Annotated in this window: 25 protein-coding genes and 1 tRNA gene; 11 read left to right on the forward strand and 15 right to left on the reverse strand. The window is 45.8% G+C overall.

What is annotated here, in order from left to right:
* The first annotated feature begins 75 nt into the window (after positions 1-75).
* Positions 76-1,722 (forward strand): chaperonin GroEL, encoded by a 1,647-nt coding sequence (groL, locus tag R7P69_RS21790; protein WP_005381509.1) that lies wholly within the window; start codon positions 76-78, stop codon positions 1,720-1,722.
* Between the two features lie 313 nt (positions 1,723-2,035).
* Complete coding sequence (locus R7P69_RS21795; RefSeq protein WP_005381507.1) at positions 2,036-2,599, forward strand: VC2662 family protein; 564 nt, start codon at positions 2,036-2,038, stop codon at positions 2,597-2,599.
* A 100-nt stretch (positions 2,600-2,699) separates the two neighbouring features.
* Here R7P69_RS21795 and R7P69_RS21800 read toward each other — a convergent pair whose 3' ends face one another.
* Both R7P69_RS21800 and epmB read right to left on the reverse strand, forming a co-directional pair.
* Entirely contained in the window at positions 2,700-3,197 is a 498-nt protein-coding gene (locus tag R7P69_RS21800; RefSeq protein ID WP_005381504.1) for an MgtC/SapB family protein, read from the reverse strand.
* Positions 3,198-3,292: 95 nt separating this feature from the next.
* Positions 3,293-4,315 (reverse strand): EF-P beta-lysylation protein EpmB, encoded by a 1,023-nt coding sequence (gene epmB / locus R7P69_RS21805; protein ID WP_033907283.1) that lies wholly within the window; start codon positions 4,313-4,315, stop codon positions 3,293-3,295.
* Positions 4,316-4,347: 32 nt separating this feature from the next.
* Between epmB and efp the strand changes: the two genes are divergently transcribed.
* Positions 4,348-4,914 carry an elongation factor P gene (gene efp / locus R7P69_RS21810; protein WP_005381500.1) on the forward strand — a complete coding sequence of 189 codons (567 nt, stop codon included), beginning with the start codon at positions 4,348-4,350 and terminating at the stop codon, positions 4,912-4,914.
* Between the two features lie 266 nt (positions 4,915-5,180).
* Positions 5,181-6,584, forward strand: coding sequence for an SPFH domain-containing protein (locus R7P69_RS21815; protein WP_042523712.1), 1,404 nt, complete (start codon positions 5,181-5,183; stop codon positions 6,582-6,584).
* A gap of 102 nt (positions 6,585-6,686) precedes the next feature.
* Here R7P69_RS21815 and frdD read toward each other — a convergent pair whose 3' ends face one another.
* From frdD to frdA, 4 genes are read right to left on the reverse strand one after another with little or no spacing between them, the layout of a single operon-like run.
* On the reverse strand, positions 6,687-7,064 hold the full coding sequence (frdD, locus tag R7P69_RS21820) for a fumarate reductase subunit FrdD (RefSeq protein ID WP_005381493.1): 378 nt from the start codon (positions 7,062-7,064) through the stop codon (positions 6,687-6,689).
* Between the two features lie 11 nt (positions 7,065-7,075).
* Positions 7,076-7,459 carry a fumarate reductase subunit FrdC gene (gene frdC, locus R7P69_RS21825; RefSeq protein WP_005381491.1) on the reverse strand — a complete coding sequence of 128 codons (384 nt, stop codon included), beginning with the start codon at positions 7,457-7,459 and terminating at the stop codon, positions 7,076-7,078.
* 2 nt (positions 7,460-7,461) lie between these two features.
* On the reverse strand, positions 7,462-8,220 hold the full coding sequence (locus R7P69_RS21830) for a succinate dehydrogenase/fumarate reductase iron-sulfur subunit (protein ID WP_005381489.1): 759 nt from the start codon (positions 8,218-8,220) through the stop codon (positions 7,462-7,464).
* A complete protein-coding gene (gene frdA / locus R7P69_RS21835) occupies positions 8,220-10,019 on the reverse strand; it encodes a fumarate reductase (quinol) flavoprotein subunit (protein WP_238952139.1) in 1,800 nt (599 codons plus the stop codon). The genes R7P69_RS21830 and frdA overlap by 1 nt, the downstream gene beginning before the upstream one ends.
* Before the next feature lie 435 nt (positions 10,020-10,454).
* Between frdA and epmA the strand changes: the two genes are divergently transcribed.
* The 4 genes from epmA (at position 10,455) to R7P69_RS21855 (ending at position 13,568) form a co-directional block, all read left to right on the forward strand.
* Positions 10,455-11,426, forward strand: a complete 972-nt coding sequence (gene epmA / locus R7P69_RS21840) for an elongation factor P--(R)-beta-lysine ligase (RefSeq protein WP_132937287.1) — start codon at positions 10,455-10,457, stop codon at positions 11,424-11,426.
* Between the two features lie 9 nt (positions 11,427-11,435).
* Positions 11,436-11,810, forward strand: coding sequence for a VanZ family protein (locus tag R7P69_RS21845; protein ID WP_017635567.1), 375 nt, complete (start codon positions 11,436-11,438; stop codon positions 11,808-11,810).
* A gap of 21 nt (positions 11,811-11,831) precedes the next feature.
* Complete coding sequence (locus R7P69_RS21850; protein ID WP_005381480.1) at positions 11,832-12,467, forward strand: TetR/AcrR family transcriptional regulator; 636 nt, start codon at positions 11,832-11,834, stop codon at positions 12,465-12,467.
* 144 nt (positions 12,468-12,611) lie between these two features.
* Positions 12,612-13,568 (forward strand): acetyltransferase, encoded by a 957-nt coding sequence (locus R7P69_RS21855; protein WP_017821834.1) that lies wholly within the window; start codon positions 12,612-12,614, stop codon positions 13,566-13,568.
* Between the two features lie 73 nt (positions 13,569-13,641).
* Here R7P69_RS21855 and R7P69_RS21860 read toward each other — a convergent pair whose 3' ends face one another.
* The 5 genes from R7P69_RS21860 to R7P69_RS21880 form a co-directional block, all read right to left on the reverse strand.
* A complete protein-coding gene (locus tag R7P69_RS21860; protein ID WP_005381476.1) occupies positions 13,642-14,787 on the reverse strand; it encodes a murein hydrolase activator EnvC family protein in 1,146 nt (381 codons plus the stop codon).
* Between the two features lie 27 nt (positions 14,788-14,814).
* On the reverse strand, positions 14,815-15,636 hold the full coding sequence (gene cysE / locus R7P69_RS21865) for a serine O-acetyltransferase (protein WP_005381475.1): 822 nt from the start codon (positions 15,634-15,636) through the stop codon (positions 14,815-14,817).
* Between the two features lie 78 nt (positions 15,637-15,714).
* A complete protein-coding gene (gpsA, locus tag R7P69_RS21870; protein WP_005381474.1) occupies positions 15,715-16,752 on the reverse strand; it encodes an NAD(P)H-dependent glycerol-3-phosphate dehydrogenase in 1,038 nt (345 codons plus the stop codon).
* 195 nt (positions 16,753-16,947) lie between these two features.
* Positions 16,948-17,412, reverse strand: a complete 465-nt coding sequence (gene secB / locus R7P69_RS21875; protein WP_005386410.1) for a protein-export chaperone SecB — start codon at positions 17,410-17,412, stop codon at positions 16,948-16,950.
* Between the two features lie 225 nt (positions 17,413-17,637).
* Entirely contained in the window at positions 17,638-18,072 is a 435-nt protein-coding gene (locus R7P69_RS21880; protein ID WP_017821835.1) for a rhodanese-like domain-containing protein, read from the reverse strand.
* Positions 18,073-18,619: 547 nt separating this feature from the next.
* On the opposite strand from R7P69_RS21880, the gene gpmM reads away from it, so the two are divergent.
* Positions 18,620-20,152 carry a 2,3-bisphosphoglycerate-independent phosphoglycerate mutase gene (gene gpmM, locus R7P69_RS21885; protein WP_005386416.1) on the forward strand — a complete coding sequence of 511 codons (1,533 nt, stop codon included), beginning with the start codon at positions 18,620-18,622 and terminating at the stop codon, positions 20,150-20,152.
* An 86-nt stretch (positions 20,153-20,238) separates the two neighbouring features.
* Here the strand turns inward: gpmM and R7P69_RS21890 are convergent, their stop codons facing one another.
* The 4 genes from R7P69_RS21890 to rsgA form a co-directional block, all read right to left on the reverse strand.
* Positions 20,239-21,126, reverse strand: a complete 888-nt coding sequence (locus R7P69_RS21890) for a DMT family transporter (RefSeq protein ID WP_005386417.1) — start codon at positions 21,124-21,126, stop codon at positions 20,239-20,241.
* A gap of 132 nt (positions 21,127-21,258) precedes the next feature.
* Positions 21,259-22,674 carry an SLC13 family permease gene (locus tag R7P69_RS21895; protein WP_005386418.1) on the reverse strand — a complete coding sequence of 472 codons (1,416 nt, stop codon included), beginning with the start codon at positions 22,672-22,674 and terminating at the stop codon, positions 21,259-21,261.
* Between the two features lie 165 nt (positions 22,675-22,839).
* Positions 22,840-23,697: an archaetidylserine decarboxylase gene (gene asd, locus R7P69_RS21900; protein WP_017821837.1), complete on the reverse strand. Its 858-nt coding sequence runs from the start codon at positions 23,695-23,697 to the stop codon at positions 22,840-22,842.
* Between the two features lie 116 nt (positions 23,698-23,813).
* Positions 23,814-24,878, reverse strand: coding sequence for a small ribosomal subunit biogenesis GTPase RsgA (gene rsgA / locus R7P69_RS21905; RefSeq protein ID WP_005386419.1), 1,065 nt, complete (start codon positions 24,876-24,878; stop codon positions 23,814-23,816).
* A gap of 129 nt (positions 24,879-25,007) precedes the next feature.
* Here rsgA and orn point away from each other — a divergent pair, with 129 nt between their 5' ends.
* Together orn and R7P69_RS21915 are read left to right on the forward strand one after the other, a co-directional pair.
* Positions 25,008-25,553, forward strand: a complete 546-nt coding sequence (orn, locus tag R7P69_RS21910) for an oligoribonuclease (protein WP_017635574.1) — start codon at positions 25,008-25,010, stop codon at positions 25,551-25,553.
* 156 nt (positions 25,554-25,709) lie between these two features.
* A tRNA-Gly gene (locus R7P69_RS21915) sits at positions 25,710-25,782 on the forward strand.
* Positions 25,783-25,784: the final 2 nt, after the last annotated feature.

The following is a 25,784-nucleotide window of genomic DNA, read 5'->3' on the forward strand; positions in this document are numbered from 1 at the left end:
GCAATCATTGAGTAATTTTTTGCTCAGATTCAATTACGAAATTACACACAAAGAATTTTAGAAAGGAAATCAAAGATGGCTGCTAAAGACGTTAAATTTGGTAATGACGCACGAGTTAAAATGCTGGAAGGTGTAAACGTTCTGGCTGACGCAGTAAAAGTAACACTGGGTCCTAAAGGACGTAATGTCGTTCTAGACAAATCTTTTGGTGCACCAACTATCACTAAAGATGGTGTATCAGTAGCGCGTGAAATCGAGCTGGAAGATAAATTCCAGAACATGGGCGCACAAATGGTTAAAGAAGTTGCGTCTAAAGCAAACGACGCAGCGGGTGACGGTACAACAACAGCAACGGTACTAGCGCAATCTATCGTTAACGAAGGTCTAAAAGCAGTCGCAGCGGGCATGAACCCAATGGATCTTAAGCGTGGTATCGACAAAGCTGTTGCCGCGGCAGTTGAGCAACTAAAAGAGCTTTCTGTTGAATGTAACGACACAAAAGCGATCGCGCAGGTTGGTACTATCTCTGCAAACTCAGACGCAAGCGTAGGTAATATCATTGCAGAAGCAATGGAGCGTGTGGGTCGTGATGGCGTTATCACGGTTGAAGAAGGTCAGGCGCTACAAGACGAGTTAGACGTAGTAGAAGGTATGCAGTTCGACCGCGGTTACCTGTCTCCTTACTTCATCAACAACCAAGAGTCAGGCAGTGTTGATCTAGAAAACCCATTCATTCTTCTTGTTGATAAGAAGATCTCAAACATTCGTGAGCTTCTTCCAACGCTAGAAGCTGTCGCGAAAGCATCTCGTCCACTGCTTATCATTGCAGAAGATGTAGAAGGCGAAGCGCTAGCAACATTGGTTGTGAACAACATGCGTGGCATCGTAAAAGTTGCAGCTGTGAAAGCACCTGGCTTCGGTGACCGTCGTAAAGCAATGCTACAAGACATCGCTATCCTAACTGGCGGTACTGTGATTTCTGAAGAGATCGGTCTAGAGCTAGAAAAAGTTGCACTAGAAGATCTAGGTCAAGCGAAGCGTGTTTCTATCACGAAAGAAAACACGACTATCATCGATGGTATCGGTGAAGAAGAGATGATCTCTGGCCGTGTTGCTCAGATTCGTCAACAAATCGAAGACGCAACTTCAGACTACGACAAAGAGAAACTACAAGAGCGCGTAGCTAAACTGGCTGGCGGTGTTGCAGTAATCAAAGTTGGTGCTGCGACTGAAGTTGAAATGAAAGAGAAGAAAGACCGTGTAGAAGATGCGCTAGCCGCAACTCGCGCAGCGGTTGAAGAAGGTGTTGTTGCTGGTGGTGGTGTTGCACTTATCCGCGCGGCATCTAAGATTGCTCACCTAACGGGTGACAACGAAGAACAAAACGTTGGTATCCGCGTTGCACTACGTGCAATGGAAGCGCCAATCCGTCAAATCACGAAGAACGCAGGTGAGGAAGACTCAGTTGTTGCGAACAACGTGAAAGCGGGTGAAGGTAGCTACGGTTACAACGCGGCAACAGGCGAATACGGCGACATGCTAGAAATGGGTATCCTAGATCCAACTAAAGTTACTCGTTCTGCACTACAATTCGCAGCATCGGTTGCAGGTCTGATGATCACAACTGAAGCGATGGTTACTGACCTACCGCAAAAAGACGCGCCAGCGATGCCTGACATGGGCGGCATGGGTGGCATGGGCGGTATGGGCGGCATGATGTAAGCCAGCTTATCTCATCGCTCTAGGGAAACCTTATAGCGGAAAGATAACCGACCAAACCCTTAAAAGTCGAGGCAGATGCCTCGACTTTTTTATGCGTGTCACCTGAGAAACATGACGTTCTGGTGTGGCTTATCATGAAATTTTTGAGCGTAAAAAGCGCCATTTCAGAAGCAAAAAATCGAAGAGAAATATTTTTTCTTTTGAGTCAGATGGTTAAATCTGACCTATTGCTAACACTTTTTGAACGGGGACAGAGCAAAATCTGAACATTACACTATGTTGTAAATTGTTGCTTCCCATCATGGAGATGAAAATGAAAAAGCTTATGACGTCATTGGCGGTTGCAGCCGCTATCGCATCACCTGTTGCTTTTGCCGACAGTACACCTGTGATGTTCTCTACTATCGATAACACAAACGCACCCTCTAATTCTTCAGTAGGTGGCGTTCGTTTAGCTGTGTTGCATGGGCAGGTAAATGAGGTTAAAGGTGTCGACTTTTCACTGCTTGGTATGTCAGAAACGGATCGTACGACAGGTGTGAACTTCGGTCTGTTTTTTGGCGCAGCAAAAGTAAATCAAGAAATGAAAGGCGCGTCTTTAGGCTTAGTTAACTGGAACCAAGGTCAGACGACGGGTGTTAACTTGGGTGCTGTTAACATTACGAACAACGTAAAAGGCTTGAACTGGAGCGCGGTGAACTATTCTGAAGGCTACACCATGGCGGATGTGGGCTTAGCGAGTATCTCTAAGAAGTCTAATTTCCAGTTTGGTTTCTTCAACATGACCGATCAAATCGATGGCGTGCAAATTGGTCTTTTGAACTGTGCGGATAACGGTTTCTTCAAGTGTTTCCCACTCATCAACTTTGCTAAGTAATCCCTGAGAAAGTCAGAATCTTTATATACAGAAAGCCCTCGATGTTCGTCGAGGGCTCTTTAATTACTGATGAGATGAAGTGAGTTTCTCGGAGCGTTAACTATTTAATTAATCGTGATGAAGTTTTGCGTTGTTGAATTCTTTGATGAACACCGCGGCGTAATGCTTTGATGTGGTTTTCTGCTTTATCCACACCTAACAACACGGTTAATGTCAGGAGAGTAATAACCACCGACTGCGTTAAATAACCCAAACCTATCATCAAACCTAAACCTGCTAGTACCCATATTACAGCCGCGGATGTTACGCCATGGATTTTTCCATCAAGTGTCATCATAACGCCAGCGCCTAAGAAGCCGACGCCAGTAATGATCTGACCAAGCACTCGTGCTTGATCAAGTGTATTTGGCGATAACGACACTGCCATCGACATAAACAGGTAGGTGCCTGAAATAATTAATATTGCTGTGCGAATGCCAACCGGTTTACCACGAGTTTGGCGCTCTATACCGATCATGAGCCCATTAATGGCGCAGCATAGTAGGGCAGGCCAACTGAATGGGCCAAGATCGAAAATTTGTTCGAATGCTGTATGCATCTTGACCTCCAAAAGTGCGGAGTATGCATAGACTTACCGTGCAAAGCGAACAAAAATAATCAATCTAGACGACAAATTTAATTGAGCGTCAGAGCTTACTCTAAATGCAAATCCAACGGCGTTTTACTTGGCCTGCCACCAATTTCTCGTGTGAGTTTTGGTACCAGATAACCCGATACACGCGTGATGAGTCCGCGCATAATAGCTTTCGCTTCTTCGTCCGAAATAAAATAGTGCGCTGCGCCTTGCACCTTATCAAGAACGTGGAGGTAATAAGGCAAGATACCCGCGTCAAATAAGGCCTCACTTAACGTCACTTGAGCTTCTACCGAATCATTCACGCCTTTCAGCAGAACGCCTTGGTTTAGAAGCGTAACGCCCGCTCTTTTGAGCTTGAACATCTGTTCAGCAAATTCGTCATTGATTTCGTTGGCATGGTTGATGTGAGTGACGAGGATGATTTGTAACCTTGATGCTTGCAGAAGTTGGCATAGTTCATCAGTGACTCGAGCTGGAATCACCACAGGTAAACGGCTATGAATACGCAGACGTTTGATGTGAGGAATATGAGCAATGTGCTCTAAAAGCCAATGAATCTCATCGTCTTTTGCCATTAATGGATCACCACCTGAGAAGATGACTTCGTTCAACTCTGGTTGTTGTGCCATGTACTCTAAGCACTTGGTCCAGGCTTGTTTCCCGCTTTTGTTCTCTTGATAAGGGAAGTGACGACGAAAACAGTAACGGCAATTTACCGCGCAGCCACCTTTGACAATCATCAGGGCGCGGTTGCGATACTTGTGTAGCAGGCCAGGGACTTCATTGTCTTGCTCTTCCAATGGATCATTGGAGTAACCCGGATGCACCTCAAATTCGTCGCTCAGTGGTAAAACCTGACGTAAAAGAGGGTCTTTAGGGTTGCCTTTCTCCATCCTATCGACAAAACTTTGCGGTACACGCTGTGCAAACAGCTTGCGCGCGGCAAACCCGTCTTGCCACGGTGAAGGATCAATTTCCAGTATTTCGAGCAATTTTGCAGGATCAGAGATCCCATTCGCCAACTGTTTGAGCCAGTTTTGCTCAACAGATTCGACTTTTCGGGTTATTATGTGCGGCATTGAATTTAGCTCTAAGAATGTAAGAGGAAAAAATGGCTACAGTTAGCACCAATGAATTTAAAGGCGGTCTTAAGTTAATGCTTGATAACGAGCCTTGTGTAATTCTGGAAAACGAATACGTTAAACCAGGTAAAGGCCAAGCGTTCAACCGTGTTAAAATTCGTAAACTTCTTTCTGGTAAAGTGCTAGAGAAAACATTCAAGTCTGGTGACACTTGTGAAGTGGCAGACGTAATGGATATCGACCTAGATTATCTATATTCAGACGGCGAATTCTACCACTTTATGAACAGTGAAACGTTTGAACAGATCGCAGCGGATGCAAAAGCGGTAGGTGAAAACGCTAAGTGGTTGGTAGAAAACAACACTTGTATGATCACTCTTTGGAACGGTAACCCAATTACTGTTACTCCACCAAACTTCGTTGAGCTAGAAGTTGTAGACACAGATCCAGGCCTGAAAGGTGATACTCAAGGTACTGGCGGTAAACCAGCGACGCTATCAACTGGCGCTGTTGTTCGTGTTCCTCTGTTCATCTCAATTGGTGAAGTGATTCGTGTAGATACTCGTACTGCTGAATACGTAGGTCGTGTGAAGTAAGCACTTTATATGATTGTTAGAAAGGTCGCTTCGGCGGCCTTTTTTATTGCCTGTGATTCTTCTCTTTTAATCCCTCTGCGTAAAACATCGATATCCTCCGCAAATTTTTGATGATTTTGTATTATTCGTAAAAATCTTATTTATTCCATGAATCTGTCGATTATTCCTTAATGTAACATTTTGATACATTAGTACTTGTCGCTGAGTTGCATAGCAATCTGATTTTTATCGATTTAACTCAGTAACAATCCAAAAAGGAGAACAAAATGGAAAGCAGAGGTTTAGGAAGGGGTTTAAAGGTGGAAGAAAGACGTCAGTTACTACATAAAGGATTAAAAGCAGCCGTATTTGGCGTACCGCTGTTGGCAATAGGCTTAACGATTAATAGCTCGGTGCTGATGACCGATGCGGGTTACAGCTACGTGCATCAGAATAATATTACTGGTGAGTTGGATGTGTTTACTGAACCTGGCATTCATTTTCGCATGCCATTTCTGTCCAAAATCACCAAGTATGACCAAGTGATCACCGTGTCATTCGGTAACAGCAAGGGCGAAGATTTTTATCAACGCCTTGATGCGATTCAGGTTCGATTTGCCGACACCTATATTGGTCAGATCCCCGTAACATTCCGCTTTAAGCTCAGTAATGACCCTGAAGCGGTGAAGAAGATGCATAAAGAGTTCCGCAACAACAGTAACTTGATCGATGCGCTGCTTGTAAAGAACGCACGTAACGTAACGGTGATTACCGCAACCCAATACACGGGTGAAGAGTTTTTCCAAGGTGGTTTGAACCAGTTCAAATCGAAACTTGGCGATCAGTTACGAGAGGGGATTTATCTAACAGAGCGACGTCAGGTTGAAGTGGAAGAGTTGGATCTTGCGCCTGTTGGGGTGAATCAAGCTAATCCGAACCAATTACAGCGCACCAATCAACTGGTATGGAAAACTGTGCCAGTCGTAGACAAAACCGGGCAACCAATTCGTCAAGACAATCCGTTACAACAATACGGTATTCAAGTGACGCAGGTGACCATTGGTGACCCGCAGCCAGAAAAGCAATTAGATCAGCTATTGGCAGATAAAAAGCGTTTAGTGGCGGATCGTATTCGCGCGATTCAGGAACAAGAAACGTCGAAAGCACAGGCAGAGACCGAGCAGTTACGCAAAGAGATTCAACGAACACGTGAGGTGCAAGACGCCCAGCGTGGTAAAGAACTCGCAATTATTGCTCAACAAAAAGAAGTGGAAGTGGCGCGTCAGATTGCAGAGCGTGAAATCGTTGAAGTGGAAAAAACCAAACGACTTGCTGAGGTCGAGAAGGAGAAAGAGCTAGCTATCGCAGAGGCTAACTTAGCGATTCAAAAAGCGAACGCACTTTCTGCTGAGTTTGAAGCGAAAGCGATATTAGCGAAAGGTCGCGCAGAATCTGAAGTCCTAAAAGGTAAGTATGCGGCGTTAGGAGCAAACCGTGAAGTTTACTTGGCAGAATTGAATCGAGACGTAGCGAACTCGCTGTACAACAATTTGCAAAACTTCCAAGTTCAGATGCCACAAAATTACATTGGTGGAAGTGACGAAACGGGCTTGAAAACAAACCTAGATGTGATTACTGGCTTTGGTGCTCTGGGTCTTATGGACCAGACAAAGAAGGTCGCACAGCAATAAGATCATGGGTGGTCAAAAGCTTAAAAAGCAAAAAGATCATAGGTAACCCAAAGCAATAAAAAGCTGGCATTTAGCCAGCTTTTTCTTTTTTTGGTCAGTCTCTTAAATCATGAAGATAAAGATAACTGCTAGTGCAGTGATGAGGCCTGCAAATGCATAGCATGCAATTTTACCAATCACACCAGTGTGGAACTTAAGGTCGTGCATGCCGTGGTGTACACGGTGCATTGCATGCCACATTGGCAATGCTAGCGTGCCAATGATGAATAGCGCACCGATGATGCTGGTTGCGAATGCAGAGACACGCTCGTAGCTCATCGCTTCTGCGTCAATCACGCCTAGTGGTACCAAGATACCTAGCACAAGAACAGTGATTGGCGTGATCATCGCGAACCAAGTACCGCCTGCGCCAAACAGACCCCACCAGATTGGCTCATCAGAACGTTTTGGTGATGTGTTTACACTATAATTCGGTTTCATTGCTCAGCTCCTTACACCACGATGAGAACGATCAGTGAGATAAACGCAACAGCGGCCCACTGAGTCAATACGATGATCTTCTTGTCCACTGGTTTGCCCTTCAAACGAATTGGCATTACTTGTGGCATCATGCTGAAGAAAGTTTGAGCGTGGAATAGGCTACCGAGTAGTGCAACGATGTTGATTGCGACGACGATTGGGTTCGCCATGAACGCTAACCAACCTTGCCATGCTTCAGGACCTTTCACCAAGCAACCTAAACCGAAAGTTAGGAACAGAGTGAATAGGATTAACGGAAGCACCGTCGCTTCACGTAGCATGTAGAAGCGGTAGAAAGGATGGTTCTTCCACCAAGTGCGTTTTACTTCACGAACGTAAGGTTTACGATTGCTCATCCTTATGCCTCCACTTTCTTTGGTGAACCATCAGGTTTCAACATAGCAATCACGAAGTCCATCGAAGACTCCACTTTGCCTTGGTTTACTGCCGCTGCTGGGTCAACGTTCTTCGGACAAACTTCAGAACAGTAACCAACAAACGTACAACCCCAAGCACCGTTTTCACCGTTGATAAGCTTCATGCGCTCATCTTTACCGTTGTCACGGCTGTCTAGGTTGTAGCGGTGGGCTAGCGTTAGTGCAGCAGGACCGATGAACTCTGGGTTAAGACCAAACTGAGGACATGCGGCATAGCACAGACCACAGTTGATACAGCCAGCGAACTGCTTGTATTTCGCCATCTGTTCTGGCGTTTGCAAGTTCGTACCGTCTTCTGGTTTACGATCGTTACCAATGATGTATGGTTTGATTGCTTCTAGGCGCTCGATGAATGGCGTCATATCAACAATCAAGTCTTTCTCGATTGGGAAGTTCGCTAGAGGCTCGATAGTCACACCGTCTGGGTAGTCACGTAGGAAGCTCTTACAAGCAAGTTTCGGTACGTTGTTCACCATGATGCCGCAAGAACCACAGATCGCCATACGGCAAGACCAACGGTAAGACAGATCTTTGTCTAGGTGGTCTTTGATGTAACCAAGTGCGTCAAGTACAGACATGGTTTCATCGAATGGGACTTCGAATGTTTGCTTGTATGGTTCTGCATCTTTCTCTGGGTCGTAACGCAGGATGTCTACTTTTTGAATGCGATTTGCTGACATTATGCTTGCTCCTCTGCGTTCTTCTCTTCAGCCGCTGCTTTTTCTGCTGCTTCACCGTATAGACGAGCTTTTGGCTGTGACTTAGTGATGGTCACATTGCTGTAATCGATACTTGGTGCTGACTCTGGCTTGTAGAAAGCAAGTGAGTGTTTTAGGAAATTCACGTCATCACGTTCTGTACAACCGTCGTCTAGACGTTGGTGCGCGCCGCGCGACTCTTTACGTAGAATCGCAGAGTGAACCATCGCTTCTGCGACTTCTAGGCCGTAACCCACTTCGATTGCGTATAGAAGGTCTGTGTTGAACACTTTACCTTTGTCTTTGATGCTGATGCGTTTGTAGCGTTCTTTCAACTCAGTGATTTTGTCGATAGTCGCTTGCATCAAATCTTCTTGGCGGTAGATACCACAGCCCGCTTCCATGGTGTGGCCCATTTCTGTGCGTATTTCTGCCCAGTTTTCGTCGCCTTCTTGGTTCATCAGTTTCACGATGCGCTCTTCAACGGCTTTGACTTGCGCGTCAATTGCCGCGTCGTTCCAACCTTTGAATTCTGCCGCGCGTTTCACTGCGTTTTCACCCGCTACGCGCCCAAATACTACGAATTCAGCCAGTGAGTTTGAACCTAGACGGTTTGCACCGTGAAGACCAACAGACGCACATTCACCCACCGCGAATAGGCCTTTAATGCGAGTTTCACAACCGCCGTCCGTTTCAATACCACCCATGGTGTAGTGAACGGTTGGACGAATTGGAATTGGCTCTTTTGCAGGGTCCACGTTTACGTAAGCTTTTGCTAGTTCACAGATGAACGGTAGACGCTCTTGTAGGTACTCCTCACCAAGATGGCGAAGGTCTAGGTGCACCACGTCACCCAGTGGGTGTTTGATGGTGTTGCCTTTCTGTTGTTCGTGCCAGAAAGCTTGAGAAACTTTGTCACGAGGACCCAGTTCCATGTATTTGTTCTTCGGTTGGCCAACTGGAGTTTCAGGGCCCATACCGTAATCTTGTAGGTAACGGTAGCCATTCTTGTTAACGATGATACCGCCTTCACCACGACAACCTTCCGTCATCAGGATACCTGTACCAGGAAGACCTGTTGGGTGGTATTGAACGAATTCCATATCACGTAGAGGAACGCCGTGACGGTAAGCCATTGCCATACCATCGCCCGTTACGATACCGCCGTTGGTGTTACAGTGGTAAACACGGCCCGCGCCACCTGTTGCTAGAACAACAGATTTTGCTTTGATAGTAACAAGCTCGCCTTCAGACATGTGAATAGCAATCAGACCTTGAACTTCGCCTTCATCAACAAGCAGATCCACCACAAAGTACTCATCAAAACGTTTGATGTTGCTGTACTTCATTGATGTCTGGAATAGCGTATGAAGCATGTGGAAGCCAGTTTTGTCTGCAGCGAACCAAGTACGTTCAACCTTCATACCACCAAAGCGGCGTACGTTGACTTCACCGTTCTCTTTACGACTCCATGGGCAACCCCATTGCTCCATTTGGATCATTTCGCGAGTCGCGTTCTCTACAAAGTATTCAACAACATCCTGTTCACATAGCCAGTCACCACCGCCAACAGTGTCGTTGAAGTGGTTGTCTAAGCTATCTTCATCCTTGATAACTGCTGCTGAGCCACCCTCTGCAGCGACCGTGTGGGAGCGCATTGGATAAACTTTAGAAATCAGAGCGACTTCTAAGTCTGGGTTTGCTTCAGCCGCTGCAATAGCAGTACGAAGACCAGCGCCGCCTGCGCCGATGACTGCGATATCTGTGGTGATAATTTGCACAGTTATCCTCCAGTGTGTGATTGCGGAAATCCGCTTGTTATTGTCATTACGAGGCGCTCTTTAAAAAGAACTCCCCAAAAGTAGTAGGGTTAGTGTAGATGAGCCACATGGCAGAAAAATTGATGTAATTGGGTTTTTGCTTCGGTAATGCACTTAAGGGCATAGAATTTATAGGTTATGTGACTGCTATCACGGCATCGAGGTTTTGGACCTCAAGCATTAACATTAGGGATGTTAAACCTGTGTTGCGCGACATTAACCGCATGGATAATAGGATTTTAACTGAGTGTTTTTTGTTCTGCGGCACGAGTAATGCTTGCCTCAAATTGGCGAGCACATTAGTAAAAAGAAGAAGGGATATTCCTCTCTTCTTGAAGAGTAAAAAGAATGTAGAATGAGGCTTTCCTCGCTGAATTAAAGTTTGAGAGACTTGTTATGCAAACCAACTGGCAACCTACTGCTTCCATTGACCAACTTCGTCAACGTGCGACGTTAATCGCGTCGATTCGACAATTCTTCGCTGACCGACAGGTGATGGAAGTCGATACGCCAGCCATGAGTCACGCAACCGTGACTGACATCCATTTGCATACTTTCCAAACCGAGTTTGTTGGCCCAGGCTATGCCGATGGCAGTAAGCTGTTTTTTATGACCAGCCCAGAATTCCATATGAAGCGCCTTTTGGCTGCGGGCAGCGGTTGTATTTATCAAATCAACAAAGCATTTCGTAATGAAGAGAATGGTCGCTACCACAACCCTGAATTCACGATGTTGGAGTGGTATCGCGTTGGCTTTGACCATCATAAATTGATGGATGAAATGGATGACCTGTTGCAGCTGGTATTGAAGTGTGGCGCAGCGCAGCGCATGACGTATCAGCAAGCCTTCATTGATGTGTTGGGTGCGTGTCCACTGGAAGGCTCAATGACTGAGCTGAAAGCGGCGGCAAGCAAGCTGGGTTTGAGTGACATTGCTGAGCCAGAAGAAGATCGCGATACGCTGCTGCAACTACTATTTAGCGTGGGAGTAGAAAACAAAATTGGTCAGGACGTGCCGGCTTTTGTGTACGACTTCCCTGCATCACAGGCGGCGCTTGCGAAAATCAATCCTCAAGATCATCGCGTCGCGGATCGTTTTGAAGTGTACTTTAAGGGGATAGAGCTGGCGAACGGATTTCATGAACTGGATAACCCGAAAGAGCAATTAGCGCGCTTTGAACAAGATAACGCAAAGCGTATCGAAATGGGTTTAAAACCACAGCCGATCGATTATCATCTGATCTCTGCACTGGAAGCAGGGTTGCCAGATTGTGCAGGGGTCGCGTTGGGTATCGATCGTTTGATCATGCTGGCGCTAGGCTGTGACCACATTGATCAAGTGACGGCCTTTCCATTTCCAATTGCATAAGGACGTCCAATGAACCTGACGGCTGCACGTTTCGTCATCTTTAGCTACGCCATATTGATCGCTTTTTTATCTCTGAGTTCAGGTGAACTGCAAGACTGGGGCAATATCGCGTATCTCGACAAAATGCAGCACGCTATGGCGTATAGCGGCTTTGCGTTTTTAGGTTGTTTTTGTGTGTGGCGTTGGCGTCAACGTTGGGCGGTGGCGATTAGTATTTTGCTATTCAGCGCCGTTATTGAGTGGTTGCAAGGGTATGTAGGGCGACAAACTTCTTGGTTAGACCTTGTCGCCAACTCAACTGGCATCTTAACTGGTCTGTTATGTTACCGTATTTGGAGCCTCTATCGACCTAGGTTGGTGAAGTCGCTATACTCGATTCGTTAATGAAGAGGGAACACGATAACAATGAAAACGCGCGACAAAATCGTCTACGCGGCACTGGAGTTGTTCAACCAACATGGTGAGCGCAACATCACCACCAATCACATTGCCGATCACATCGAAATTAGCCCTGGTAATCTGTATTACCACTTCCGCAATAAGCAAGAAATCGTTCGTGAGATCTTTGCGCTTTATTCAGCAGAACTTTTAGAAAGATTTACCCCTATTCAAGGTTCGCAAGAGAGCCTGACTATGCTGAAGAGCTACCTAGACTCTATTTTTACCTTGATGTGGAAATACCGCTTTTTCTACGCAAACTTACCAGAAATCTTGTCACGAGATGAACAGCTACACGAACAGTACATCGATGTGCAAGAGAAGCTGCAAGCGAACCTCATTGCTATTATGCAAGAGTTCGTAACGATGAAGCTGTTGAATGTCGATCAACAACAGTTGAAGTCATTGGTATGTACATTGCACTTGATTGCGTGTAGTTGGTTGGCGTATCAATCCGCGATGGCTTCAAAAACCAACATTACCGAGCAAATGGTGAAGCAAGGGATGTTGCAGATGCTTAATGTCGTTAAGCCATTAGCAACTGAGCAGGGCTTAGAGCAGCTACTGTTATTAGAAGATGCGGTTAGCAATCTACACAGTTAAACGTCAAACTGCTTAATATTTCGAGAGTCACTCTCATTTTCGAGTCGTGGCTCGAGTTGACTTGTTAAATATGCCACGCACAATAGTCCCATACGCTAAAAACCCTTGCAGGGATAAGATTCTCGATAAAGGAACTATCGCCCCATGAATTACGACATTTTTAATGGTGATGCTGATGGCATCATTGCTCTTCTACAATTGCGTTTGGCTGATCCTGTCGATGCCCAGTTAATAACCGGTGTAAAGCGCGACATCAAGCTGGTGGAAAAAGTAGACGTGCAAGCGGGTGATGAGCTGACTGTGTTAGACATTTCGATGGAAAAGAACATGGCAGGTCTAGAGCAAGCTTTGGCTCAAGGCGCGCACGTCTTTTACGCCGATCATCACAAAGCGGGCGACATTCCTCAGCATGGTAATTTGGATGCGCACATCGATCTCGATGCCAACATGTGCACGGCGTTGATTGTCGATAAGTTGCTTGATGGGCGTTTTCATGACTGGGCGATTACGGCGGCTTATGGCGATAACATGATTGCTAAAGCCGATGAGTTAGCGAATAACGCGGGCTTGTTGCAGCAACAGAAAGAGCAGCTAAAAGAGCTGGGTACTTTAATTAACTACAACGGCTACGGATCGAAGGTCGAAGATTTACACTTTCACCCTGCGGAGCTGTACCGAGCTTTGCTGAAGTACACGTCACCATTTGAAGCTATTGAAGATACGGCCTCGCCATACTACCAATTGCAATCGGCTTACCAACAAGACATGGAGGCGGCTCTCGCAGTGCCTGCCATGCATGAGAGTGGTAAGCTGAAGTTGTTTGAGTTACCAAACACGGCGGCATCACGCCGAATCAGTGGTGTTTATGGCAACTGGCTAGCAAACCAAACCCCTGACTCTGCGCATGCGGTACTTACTGAAAATGCAGATGGTACTTATACGGTTTCACTCCGCGCCCCATTAAACAATAAACAAGGTGCCGTTGCCGTGTGTGGTCAGTTCCCGACAGGTGGGGGGCGAGAGGCGGCGGCAGGAATCAACGCGTTAAGCAAAGATGATGTGAATGCTTTTATTGATGCGGTAGAAACCTACTACGCATAGCATTTTCCAAAATATGAATACAAAAAAGGAGCCGAGTGGCTCCTTTTTTATTATAAGTCTATGAGTCAGATAATCAGCGTTTTAACCAAGATTTCGGATTCTGCGCTTCACTATTACGACGAATTTCAAAGTACAGCGATGGTCTGTCTTGACCACCTGTATCACCCGCGAGAGCAATCACTTCGCCGGCGGTGACTCGGTCGCCTTCTTTTTTAGTTAAGGCTTGGTTGTAACCATAGAGGGTCATGTCACCTTTGCCGTGGTCGAGCAGTACCACTAAACCGTATCCGCGCAGATACTCAGCAAATACGACAGTACCAGGATAAACGGCTTTCACTTGTTGACCATAGTTGGCAGACAACACCATACCCTTCCAGTTTACCTGCCCAGTTTGTCGCGTACCAAAGTTGTGTAACACACTGCCTTTGAGTGGCCAAGGCAACTTACCGCGCTGTTTGCCGAGTCCGTCCATTGGCACCGCATTACGCTTCGCTGCTTTGGCGATCTCTGCTTTTAAACGGGTTTCGTTGCGTTGCAGCTCGGCTAAGTAGCGTTTGTCATTCTTGATACTGCTCTGAATTTTATTCAGGGTTTGCTTACGCTTGGATTGTGTACTCGCTAGCGCTGTACGTTTTTCGGATTGCTGCTTGAGCAGAGTCTCGATTTGCTCTTTTTCTAGCTCGAGCTGGTTTTTGTTGTGCGCTAATTCTTGGGTTATTTTGGTGATCGCATCAATCACTTCAGCACGTGCTTTAGCTAAATGCTGGAAGTATTGGCTCATGCGGTCTTCTTCCACACCTTGATTTAACAAGTGACCATTGGCCTTCGCTCGCTCGGTTACGTAATACGTTTGCAGCAGCTGTTTGAGTTCTTCTTCTTGCTCTTGACGCTGTGCTTCTTGCAAGGCAATTTTCTCTTCCAGGTTTTCTATGTTTTTGTCTGCTTGTGCGAGGTTAGACTTGGTTTGTCGTATTTCACGCTCAAGCTTAGAAATACCAAGCTCTTGATCTTTTAGTGATTTCTGTAACTCATTGAGCTGCTTTTCTTGGGAAGAGAGCGATTTGCGCTGACGGCTTATCTCACTGGATACGCCTTTGAGCTCTTGCTGACTCACAGCAGAGGAGGTAATGGGATAAGTGGCAGATAAAGCACAAGTTAATAAAATAGCCGAGCGTAGAACAGGGTGATTTTGTTTTCGCACTTGAGAGTTACCTACCACGTTGTTGTCAAAAAGGTTTGTTGACGATTAAATACCATCTCCATGGATAAAGCTTTGCGACTTGCCGTTAAAGCCTTGATCCATATCGAGAGAGGGTTTGTCCGTTTTTGGACGTCCGACGATTTTTGCAGGCACGCCAGCCACCGTTGTGTGAGGAGGCACGGCTTGCAATACCACAGAGCAAGATCCGATTTTCGCGCCTTCACCGACTTCGATATTACCAAGAATCTTTGCACCAGCTCCGATCATCACACCCTCGCGAATTTTCGGGTGACGATCACCGCATTCTTTACCAGTACCACCAAGGGTGACATCTTGCAGTATAGACACGTCGTTTTCGACCACGGCAGTTTCACCAATCACGATGCCTGTTGCATGGTCGAGCATGATACCACTACCAATGCGCGCTGCAGGGTGGATATCGACCTGACATGCTACCGAAATCTGATTTTGTAGGTAAGTCGCAAGAGCGTGACGACCTTGCTTCCACAGCCAGTTTGCTACTCGGTAGCCTTGCAGTGCGTGATAGCCTTTTAGGTACAGCAATGGCATTGAGTACATTGAAACAGCAGGGTCGCGATTGACCGTGGCACAAATATCACAAGCCGCGCCGTCAGTGATGGTTGGATCAGCCGCAAAGGCTTCTTCAACCACTTCACGCACAGCCATCGCTGGCATGGAAGCGGTGTTCAATTTGTTAGCCAGAATATAACTCAGAGCGGCACACAAACTTTCATGCTTGATAATGGTGGCATGATAGAAGCTTGCCAGCATAGGCTCTTGTTCTGACATTTCACGGGCTTCTGAGACAATTTTGTTCCAGACTTTTTGTTTTTCGCAGTGTTTCATTCTCAATATCCAGAGTGGTTCTTCCGTGACCCGACAACTTCAATTTTTCTCAGATGAGCTGCAAAGGGCGGTAGATTGCTACTTTCCTTCGGCTTTTTTGTCACGAGCAAGTAAATCTTGCGCTGCTAAGCGCGCATCTTTTCCTTGATACAATACTTGATAAATTTGATCAACTATCGGCATCTCAACACCCATACGTTGAGAAAGTAGCCATACTTCTTTTGTATTGCGGTAACCTTCAACCACTTGACCAATTTCTTCTTGAGCCGTATCAACGTCTTTACCTTGGCCTAATGCCAAGCCAAAGCGTCGGTTACGTGATTGGTTATCGGTACATGTCAGGACAAGATCGCCTAAACCCGCCATGCCCATAAAGGTTTCTGGCTGTGCACCCAGCGCAGCACCAAGGCGACTCATTTCAGCCAAGCCACGAGTAATTAATGCGGTACGAGCATTGGCGCCAAAACCGATACCATCAGACATACCCGCACCAATCGCAATAACGTTTTTCACAGCGCCGCCCAATTGCATACCAATAAAGTCACTATTGGCGTATACGCGGAAGGTTTTGCTACAGTGGATTTTTTCTTGTAGATCCGCAACAAATTCAGAATCTGGAGACGCAACAGAGATTGCAGTCGGCATACCCATTGCGAGCTCTTTCGCAAACGTTGGGCCAGACAATACTGCTAGTGAGTAGTTTTCACCGATAATGTCATAAGCAACGTCTTTCAGTAGGCGCCCCGTTTCAGGTTCAAGCCCTTTGGTTGCCCAACAGATGCGAGAGTCTTCGCGCAAGAATGGTTTACAGCTGTTTAGCACGATGCCAAAGACATGGCTTGGAACCACAACCAACAAATCTCGGCTTGCTTGAACGGCTTTTTCTAAATCCGATTCAATGATCAAGCTTTCAGGGAAATCAACACCTGGTAAGAAGGCATGGTTAGCTCGGTCTGCTTCTAGGCGAGCCATGTGCTCTGGCTCGTGTCCCCAAAGGACAACGTTCGCGCCGTTACGAGCGAGTGAGATTGCCAAAGAGGTGCCGTATGAGCCTGCGCCAATCACAGTCATTGCGATGTCTTTACCGTAAGCATTGTTTGTATTTGCTTGTGTCATGCTACCGCCTAATTGTCTTGCTACTAGTAGAATCTAGTTCCTAATCGTCAAATTTTACGCCTTCTGGCGATTAGGAACTAGGAACTTTTGTCAGAAATAAAAAATGCACATTGCATCGGATGGTAGACGCTCTGTGCATTTTATTTGATTCGGTGACGTCAGCACTGTGGCTATTCGTCACTTATAAAACGTGAATTACGCTTCAGCTTCGCCTTGTTGAGCTTGCTGTTGTAGGTAGTTCATGAATAGCGCGTCAAAGTTTACTGGCGCTAGGTTCAGTTGAGGGAACGTACCTTTAACGACTAGACTTGAGATAGTTTCACGAGCGTATGGGAATAGGATGTTCGGGCAGAATGCGCCTAGGCAATGTGCAAGTTGACCAGCTTCCATTTGTTCAGCAGTGAAGATACCACCTTGTTGAACTTCACATAGGAACGCAGTCTCTTCTTCGTTCTTCACAGTAACGGTTAGACGTAGAACAACTTCGTACACGCCTTCACCAAGCTCACGGCTTTGAGTGTCTAGGTCTAGTTTAACGTCTGGGTTCCACTCTTTCTGGAAAATTACTGGAGAGTTCGGCGCTTCAAAAGAAACGTCTTTTAGGAAGATGCGTTGAATTGCGAAGTTTTGTTGTGCGTCTTGAGGTGCTGCTTCAGCCATTTTTTAATCCTTAAATCAATATTTGTTGAGCCTAGAAACGTCTAAGCTCAGAAAACTGGTATGTCCTGAGACTAACTGAGCCAATCTACCTTGACTAGATGAAGCGTGTATTACGTGCAAAGCGTCACAACTTAGTGCTCCAACTGCTTTCAATTTGCTCAGTTTTTTGTCCGCGAGGCTTGGTAAAAGCGCGTTTAAACGCGAACTTTCGTTCTTGCCACGTTCCTACTTTTTACCGCGAACTAACGGCAGGTTCGCTTCGTTCCACGCAATCAAACCATTTTTTAGTAGGCTCACTTTTTCGAAGCCAGCTTTTACTAATAGGTTTGCGCTTTCTTGAGCGGTCTGTCCTGTCTTGCATACCACAATGATTGGGTCTGATTTGTGGTTTTCAAGGCTACTCAAGTTACCCGCTTTGATGTCTGACGGTAAAATGTGAAGTGAGTCGGTGATATGACCTTTTTTGAACTCGTCCTTGGTACGGATATCCACTACAACGCCGTTTTCACGGTTCATAAGATGAGTCAGTTGGTTTACGTTGATTTCTTTGTATGCGGCTGTCGCTGACTTCACGATGTTCATGATAAAGGCGACAAGAAGACCTACCCAAACCAAAGATAGAATCATGTTCTGTTGGAAAAATTCAATGTACTCTTGCATGTCTTGAGCTCTTACGCTGTTGGCGGAAAAATAAAGCAGGAGTATAGCGAGGTTACGGCTCTTAGGCGAGAGGGTTAAAATTTTCTAACGAATAATTGAGATCTCTATAAACCCGTTATGCCCTTACTATCCGTACATTTCGCTCTGGTAGCTTGATTGCTTTGGCCTATTGGACTTATCGGTTTAAGTGACTTCTGTTTTACTGAGAAAAGAGAACAATAAGTATTAACCCATCTTGTTTGATGTTGCTTTAAATTAGCACTGTTTCAAGTGCAAAAATAAGAATGAGAAGCGTAAGAAAACCGAACTTAGACTGGGGTGTACAAAGCGTATTAGAAATGACTATGCTTGTGGAACACGTTTGTCGGCACTGACTCGTTGTTCGCTTAACTTGTAAGATAGCAACAATAAATCGCAAACATTATTTGATCTTAACCTACAGTTTTGGTTAAAAAGTGTAGTAAAATTACGCTAGTTTTGTTTCAAGGTTAGATAGGGCAGCGAGGCCCTACGCCAAAAGTTACTTAAATTTGATGAGGTCATCACTATGTCAGCTAAGAAGCCACTGGCTCTAGTTATCCTTGACGGTTACGGTTACCGTGAAGACACAGCAAGTAACGCAATTGCGAATGCGAAAACACCAGTAATGGATGCTCTGATTGCGAATAACCCACACACATTAATCTCTGCTTCAGGCATGGATGTTGGCCTTCCTGATGGTCAAATGGGTAACTCTGAAGTTGGTCACACTAACATTGGTGCAGGCCGCGTTGTATACCAAGACCTGACTCGTATCACTAAATCAATTGCGGATGGTGAGTTCGAACAAACGCCTGCGCTAGTTGAAGCAATCGACTCTGCTGTGAAAGCTGAAAAAGCAGTACACATCATGGGCCTGATGTCTCCAGGCGGTGTTCACTCTCACGAAGACCACATTTACGCTGCAGTTGAAATGGCAGCGGCGCGTGGCGCAGAGAAAATCTACCTACACTGCTTCCTAGACGGCCGTGACACACCACCACGTAGTGCTGAAAACTCACTACAACGTTTCCAAGACCTATTTGCGAAACTAGGTAAAGGCCGCGTTGCTTCTCTAGTAGGTCGTTACTACGCAATGGACCGTGACAACAACTGGGATCGCGTCCAAGTTGCTTACGATCTTCTAACTCAAGCTAAAGCTGAGTTCACAGCAGAAACGGCAGTTGCAGGTCTAGAAGCGGCTTACGCTCGTGAAGAAAACGACGAATTCGTTAAAGCAACAGCTATCAAAGCAGAAGGTCAAGAAGACGCAATCATGCAAGATGGTGATGCGGTTATCTTCATGAACTACCGTGCTGACCGTGCACGTCAAATCACTCGTGCATTCGTTCCTGCATTTGACGGCTTTGAGCGTGCAGTATTCCCAGCAATCAACTTTGTGATGCTGACTCAATACGCGGCTGATATCCCTCTAGCTATCGCATTCCCACCTGCGTCTCTAGAAAACACTTACGGTGAGTGGCTATCTAAACAAGGTCAAACTCAGCTACGTATCTCTGAAACAGAGAAATACGCACACGTGACTTTCTTCTTCAACGGTGGTGTTGAGAACGAATTCGAAGGCGAAGAGCGTCAGTTGGTTGCTTCTCCAAAAGTTGCAACGTACGACATGCAGCCTGAAATGAGCTCTCCAGAACTAACAGAGAAGATGGTTGCGGCTATCAAGTCTGGTAAGTTCGATACCATCATCTGTAACTACCCGAATGCAGATATGGTTGGTCACACTGGCGTTTATGAAGCGGCTGAGAAAGCAATCGAAGCTCTAGATGAAAGCGTGGGTAAAGTGGTTGAAGCAATCAAAGAAGTTGGCGGTCAACTATTGATCACTGCGGACCACGGTAACGCAGAAATGATGATCGACCCTGAAACTGGCGGCATCCACACTGCTCACACTAACCTACCAGTACCTCTAATCTATGTAGGTGACAAAGCGGTTGAATTCAAAGAAGGCGGTAAACTGTCTGACCTTGCACCAACCATGCTTTCTCTAGCTGGTCTAGAAATCCCAGCAGAAATGACGGGTGAAGTATTAGTTAAATAAATAATTAACTAACGGCTCCGAATGACAAAAGCCCGAGTTTAAACTCGGGCTTTTTTGTATCTGGCAATAAGGGCTGGTCTGTAAGGTTACTGAACCAAAATGCCCGCACCAATCACAGCTAGGGCTGCGCCCAACCATGCAAATCGGTTTGGTCGGCGTTTAGTGTAAATCCAGAGCAGTGGTAGCAACATAATTGGCGTGGTTGAAGATAGAAGTGCAACCATACCTACATTTCCTTCTTGCAGTGCGTATAAGATTAGCGTCATGCCGACGGCCATCGCCAAGAAACCATTAAGGGCAGTAATACCAAATATGCGCCAAGTAATGTGTTGCGTCGAGCGAGCGACTTTGACTCCTAGAATTAACAACATGCTGTGGGCGAAAAAGGCACTGATCATTCGAATAGCAGAAGCCGCAACTGGGTCAATACTGGTTTGCATTACTGGCTTGGCGATGATGCCGCCCAATGCTTGGCACATTGCTGCGGTTAAGCCAAGTCCAATACCCACCCAGATGTTACCTTTAATGTCTTCCAAGACGTTATTCACTTGACCTCTTCGGCCAAAGAATATCGCCATCACCACGCCGCTAAATACCAATGATGCGCCCAGTAGTTCTATTGTGGTCATGACTTCGCTAAATAAGAAGTAGCCCAAGATGGCAGAGAACACGGCGTGGCAAGAGAAGAGTAACCCGGCTTGTCTTGGCCCCATACGATTCAAACACGCGAATAGAGCGGTATCGCCAATAAAAATACCAATCAGTCCTGAGGCCATCATTGGCGTTACGTGTTCCCAAGAAACCGTTAACCAGCCGCCAGTTATCCAGGCCATTGTTGATAAGATCACGGCTGTGCAGCCCATACGCCAGCGGCTGTAAGAAAATGCGCCTAGGTGTTGTGCAGGAATGACCGAAATTAGGCTAGAAACTGCCCACAGAAAAGCGGCGCATAAAGCAAGCCATTCGTAACCCATGATGTGTCGACGTCCTTGTAGAGTAGAGGAGTCTTAATATGCACGAAATTTATGGGATGTAAAAGCCGCTCTGTAAGGGCAGTAGCTGGAGAGCAGCTCCATGACAACACGCTTTTTCATGGAGCTCTTCGATTAAAACAGTACCAAAACTGCGCCATACACGATAAGTAGACCAATCAAACCAAGAATCAGCCCCACTTTCGCCATGTCTTTGCTCTCGATGAGGCCTGTTGAATAAGCCAAAGAGTTTGGTGGTGTGGAAACCGGTAAGATCATGCCAAGTGATGCGGAGAAGGCGACGACAACCAGTAAACCTTGTAGGCCACCAACCGCAATAAGGCTTGGCATGGATGTACCAATAGCGGCAGCAATAGGCATCAATAAGTTTGCCGTTGCGGTATTAGACATAAAGTTCGCCATTAACCAACACACTACTGATAGGGCTAAAACAACGGCAAATGGTGATAGCAGGCTGTAATCAATGGCGTGCGCTAATGCTTCGGCTAAGCCCGTTTTGTCTAAGGCAATACCAATTGCTATACCACCGGCAACCAGCCATAAAACATCCCAGTTAATCAGCTTGAGCTCTTCTTTTCCCATAATGCCCGTTAACGTGAACACTGCTAGTGGGATAATCGCGACAACATATGTATTCATGCCATGCACTTTCGTTGTCATCCAAAGCAAAATGGTTAGTGCAAAAGTGATGTAGACGACGATCGCACGCCAGCTCTTTTTGAATGTACCATCTAGCTTTAGTTTCATTTCTGGTTCGCTAGACGGAAACAGCTTTTGCAACAAGAACCAAGCTACAGTGAGTTGTACCAACACAAAGGGTAGACCCATTGTCATCCACGATAGGAAGTCTATCGCGTTTTCTCCAGTGAGATATTGAAGCGCTATCGCATTAGGTGGCGTGCCTATCGGAGTCGCAATGCCGCCTGTATTCGCTGCGATTGGAATACACAACACCAGTGCTTTAATGCCTAAATCCCCTTTAGGTGCTGAAGCGACGATGGGGCCAAGCAGGGCTAGCATCATCACGGTCGTGGCAGTATTGGACATAAACATTGAAAAAACGGCGGTAATTAACATCAAGCCCAGCATGATGAACTTAGGTTGGGTGCCGAATGGTTTTAATAGAACTCGGGCGAGGTTGTTGTCGAGCTCGTATTTGGAAGCCGCAATCGCAAGAGCAAAACCACCCATAAAAAGAATAATGATCGGTGAAGAGAAGGCCGAGAAAATATCGGTGTAAGCAATTAACTCTCCTAAATCATGCCCCGCTGGTGGATTGCGAAATAGATGCAAACCTTTATCCGATATCATGATCAGTTCAAGAGCGATAATAAGAATGGACGTAGCAAAAACGGGAACCGGCTCGAGAACCCAAAGTAGGGCAGCAAGAAGAAAAATAGCTAACAGGCGATGCTGAATTAAAGTGAGATCGTCAATAGGAATAGCATCGATCGGCATCATCAAAACACCGAGCGGAATTAAAAAGCACACCAGCAATTTCGCCAACGTGTTTACACTCATCTTTGGCATTGGCTGCCCCTCTAAATATTCATTCTAAGCGCAGGATAATTGATTGTGGAATGAGGGTCTTAGAGGCAGGTATGAGTTTGAGAAATAGAGGCTAAATTTCGAACGGAGTTTTGCTTTTTATCAATAAAAAGAGCCCTGAATAAAGGGCTCTTAACGGTGTTTTACTCAATTTTTTAAGGCGTAAGGTGTGCCCATAACGGTTGGCTTACCGTTTTCCATGCTTGCGTCAAACTCAATCGCGTCTTTGGCAAACAGGTTAATAACAGTAGAACCCAGTTTGAAGCGGCCCATCTCTTCGCCTTTTTTCAAGATCACGGCCTTGTCACCCTCTGCTGGGTAATCCCATTTGTAGACAGTGTTTCCACGAGGCGGAGTGATCGTGCCAGCCCATATTTGCTCAATGCTACCAACAATTGTCGCACCAACAAGCACCTGTGCCATTGGACCAAACTCAGTATCGAAGATACACACCACACGCTCGTTACGTGCAAATAGGTTTGGTACGTTTTCTGCTGTCAGAGGGTTTACTGAGAACAGGTCACCTGGTACGTAAATCATTTGGCGCAGAGTGCCGTCACATGGCATGTGTACACGGTGGTAATCGCGCGGAGATAGGTACAATGTCGCAAAAGAACCATCTTTAAATTCGTCAGCTAAATTCGCGTCACCGCCCAGCAATTCTTGTGCTGAGAAGTGATGACCTTTTGCTTGGATAAGTTGACCATCTTCAATAGGGCCAAACTGGCTAACACAAGCGTCGGCTGGATGAGTGATGACGTTTTCGCCTTCAGAAATTGGGCGTGCGCCTTCTTTTAGCTCACGAACGAAAAACTCGTTGAACGTTTTAAAATGCTTAGGATCTGAGTGCTTTGCCTCATCCATATTCACATTGTATTGTTTGATAAACCAACGAATAACTGCTGTTGTTAGACCGCCAGCTTTTGCTGAAGCCAGTTTACCCATTAGGCGAGTGAGGCCGTGTTGTGGGATCCAGTACTGCAGTCCAACTTTAAACTTGTCCATCTTTAATTCCGATACTTCTGTTAGATTCGCGCTTTAGGGCGCGTGATGTTACTGAAATTTAATTTGCTTGTCAGTATTAGGTGAAGACTTTTTACACAGTTACAGCCTTAACTCAATTACAGATCGGCTTTTTTATTACGTGAATACTGACGATTTGCTTTGTTTTCAACCATGCTTTCCAAAATGCGATGATAGTTTTCAAAGCGAGTTTCGTTAATTTCCCCGTTCTCGACAGCTTCGCGTAGAAGGCAGCCTGGGTCATCATTGTGTTTACAATCTCGGAACTTGCAACCGCCTAAATATGGTCGAAATTCAACGAATGCTTTTGTTACTTCTTCTGCTTCCAAATGCCAAAGACCAAATTCACGTACTCCAGGTGAGTCGATCAAATCGCCACCCGTTGGAATGTGGTATAAACGTGCAGCCGTCGTGGTGTGTTGGCCCAAGCCAGAGTTCTCAGAGACTTCGCCTTCTTCCACTTCGCTCTCTAGTTCCGGCATTAACGCGTTGACTAAGCTGGATTTCCCTACGCCTGATTGACCAACAAAGATATTAATTCGATCACGCAGTAGGGTTTCTAGTTCAGCAATGCCTTCTCCAGACTTCTTGCTGACCAGAAGCACTTTATAGCCAATACGTTCATATTCTTTGAGCCATTCTTCATACATTGCACGGTCATCGGCTTCTAGAAGGTCGACTTTATTTAAGACCAACAATGGCGCAATATTCAGTGTTTCTGATGCAACGAGATAGCGGTCAATAATATTTAGCGATAGCTCTGGTAATACCGAAGAGACAATGACCATTTGATCAATATTGGCTGCAACGGGTTTTAGGCCATCGTAATAATCTGGACGAGTGAGCACTGAAGAGCGAGGTTCTACCGCTTCAACAACACCAGAGATGCCCGCCATAGACTCCAATCCTTCGCGCCATAAAACACGATCGCCAGATACTAGAGACTCAATACCACGGCGGAGGTTACAGCGTTGAATTTCGCCTGTTTCAAGGTCTTCAATGTCCGCGTGCTGACCAAAACGAGTGATCACGAGACCTTGCTTGCTGGCGCCTAGCATGTTTTCATCCCACTGGATGGAATCTTCTTGCTTCTTCAAACGCTTTTGTTGGTTGCTACGTACGCGTCGCACCTGACCTTTGGTTAACTTTTTCTTCTTTGCCACAATTCTGTACTTTATGTGAATTTACTCAAATGGTTGAGCCGTACTCTTGGCTCCGTGTATGAGTATCGTGTTTCTCGTATTTTGAGGTATAGTACCTCTTTTATCGATAAACAAATAGGCGGCGTAACCATGTCCTTTAGCGATCAAAACCTAATTTGGGTTGATTTAGAGATGACAGGGCTTGATCCTGAAACGCACAAAATCATCGAAATTGCTTCTATTGTCACGGATAGCGAACTAAATATTTTGGCTGAAGGTCCAGTGTTAGCGATTCATCAGCCGGAAGAAGAACTGGCGAAAATGGACGACTGGTGTACTAATACGCATACGGCAAGCGGTTTGGTGGAGCGCGTTCGAAACAGTCAAATCTCAGAACAAGACGCAGTCGCACAAACCATTGAATTTTTAGAAAAATGGGTGCCAAAAGGGGCGTCGCCAATATGTGGTAACAGCATTGGGCAGGATCGTCGCTTTTTATACAAGCATATGCCTGAGTTGGAAGAGTTCTTCCATTACCGATATGTTGACGTTAGTACTCTTAAAGAACTAGCACGTCGCTGGCAACCTGAGGTGCTAAATGGGTTCACAAAACAGGGAACACATTTGGCCTTGGACGACATTCGTGAGTCCATCGCAGAACTTAAGTACTATCGAGGTACTATTTTCAAGATTTAACTGTTAAGGTTGCGATCCAAATTGTTGTAATTTATATCGCTTTTGATTGCTTTTTCGTCGTTCAGTAAAAAAATAAAGTTTTTTTGAAGGAAGGACTTGCATCACAAAAAAATGCTCTTATAATTCGCAGCCCTAAACAGCGGAAACGTTGTTGATGCGACACTAGCTCAGTTGGTAGAGCGCAACCTTGCCAAGGTTGAGGTCACGAGTTCGAACCTCGTGTGTCGCTCC

This window comes from Vibrio sp. 661 (assembly GCF_033339315.1).
In the GTDB taxonomy this organism is placed as follows: Bacteria; Pseudomonadota; Gammaproteobacteria; order Enterobacterales; family Vibrionaceae; genus Vibrio; species Vibrio alginolyticus.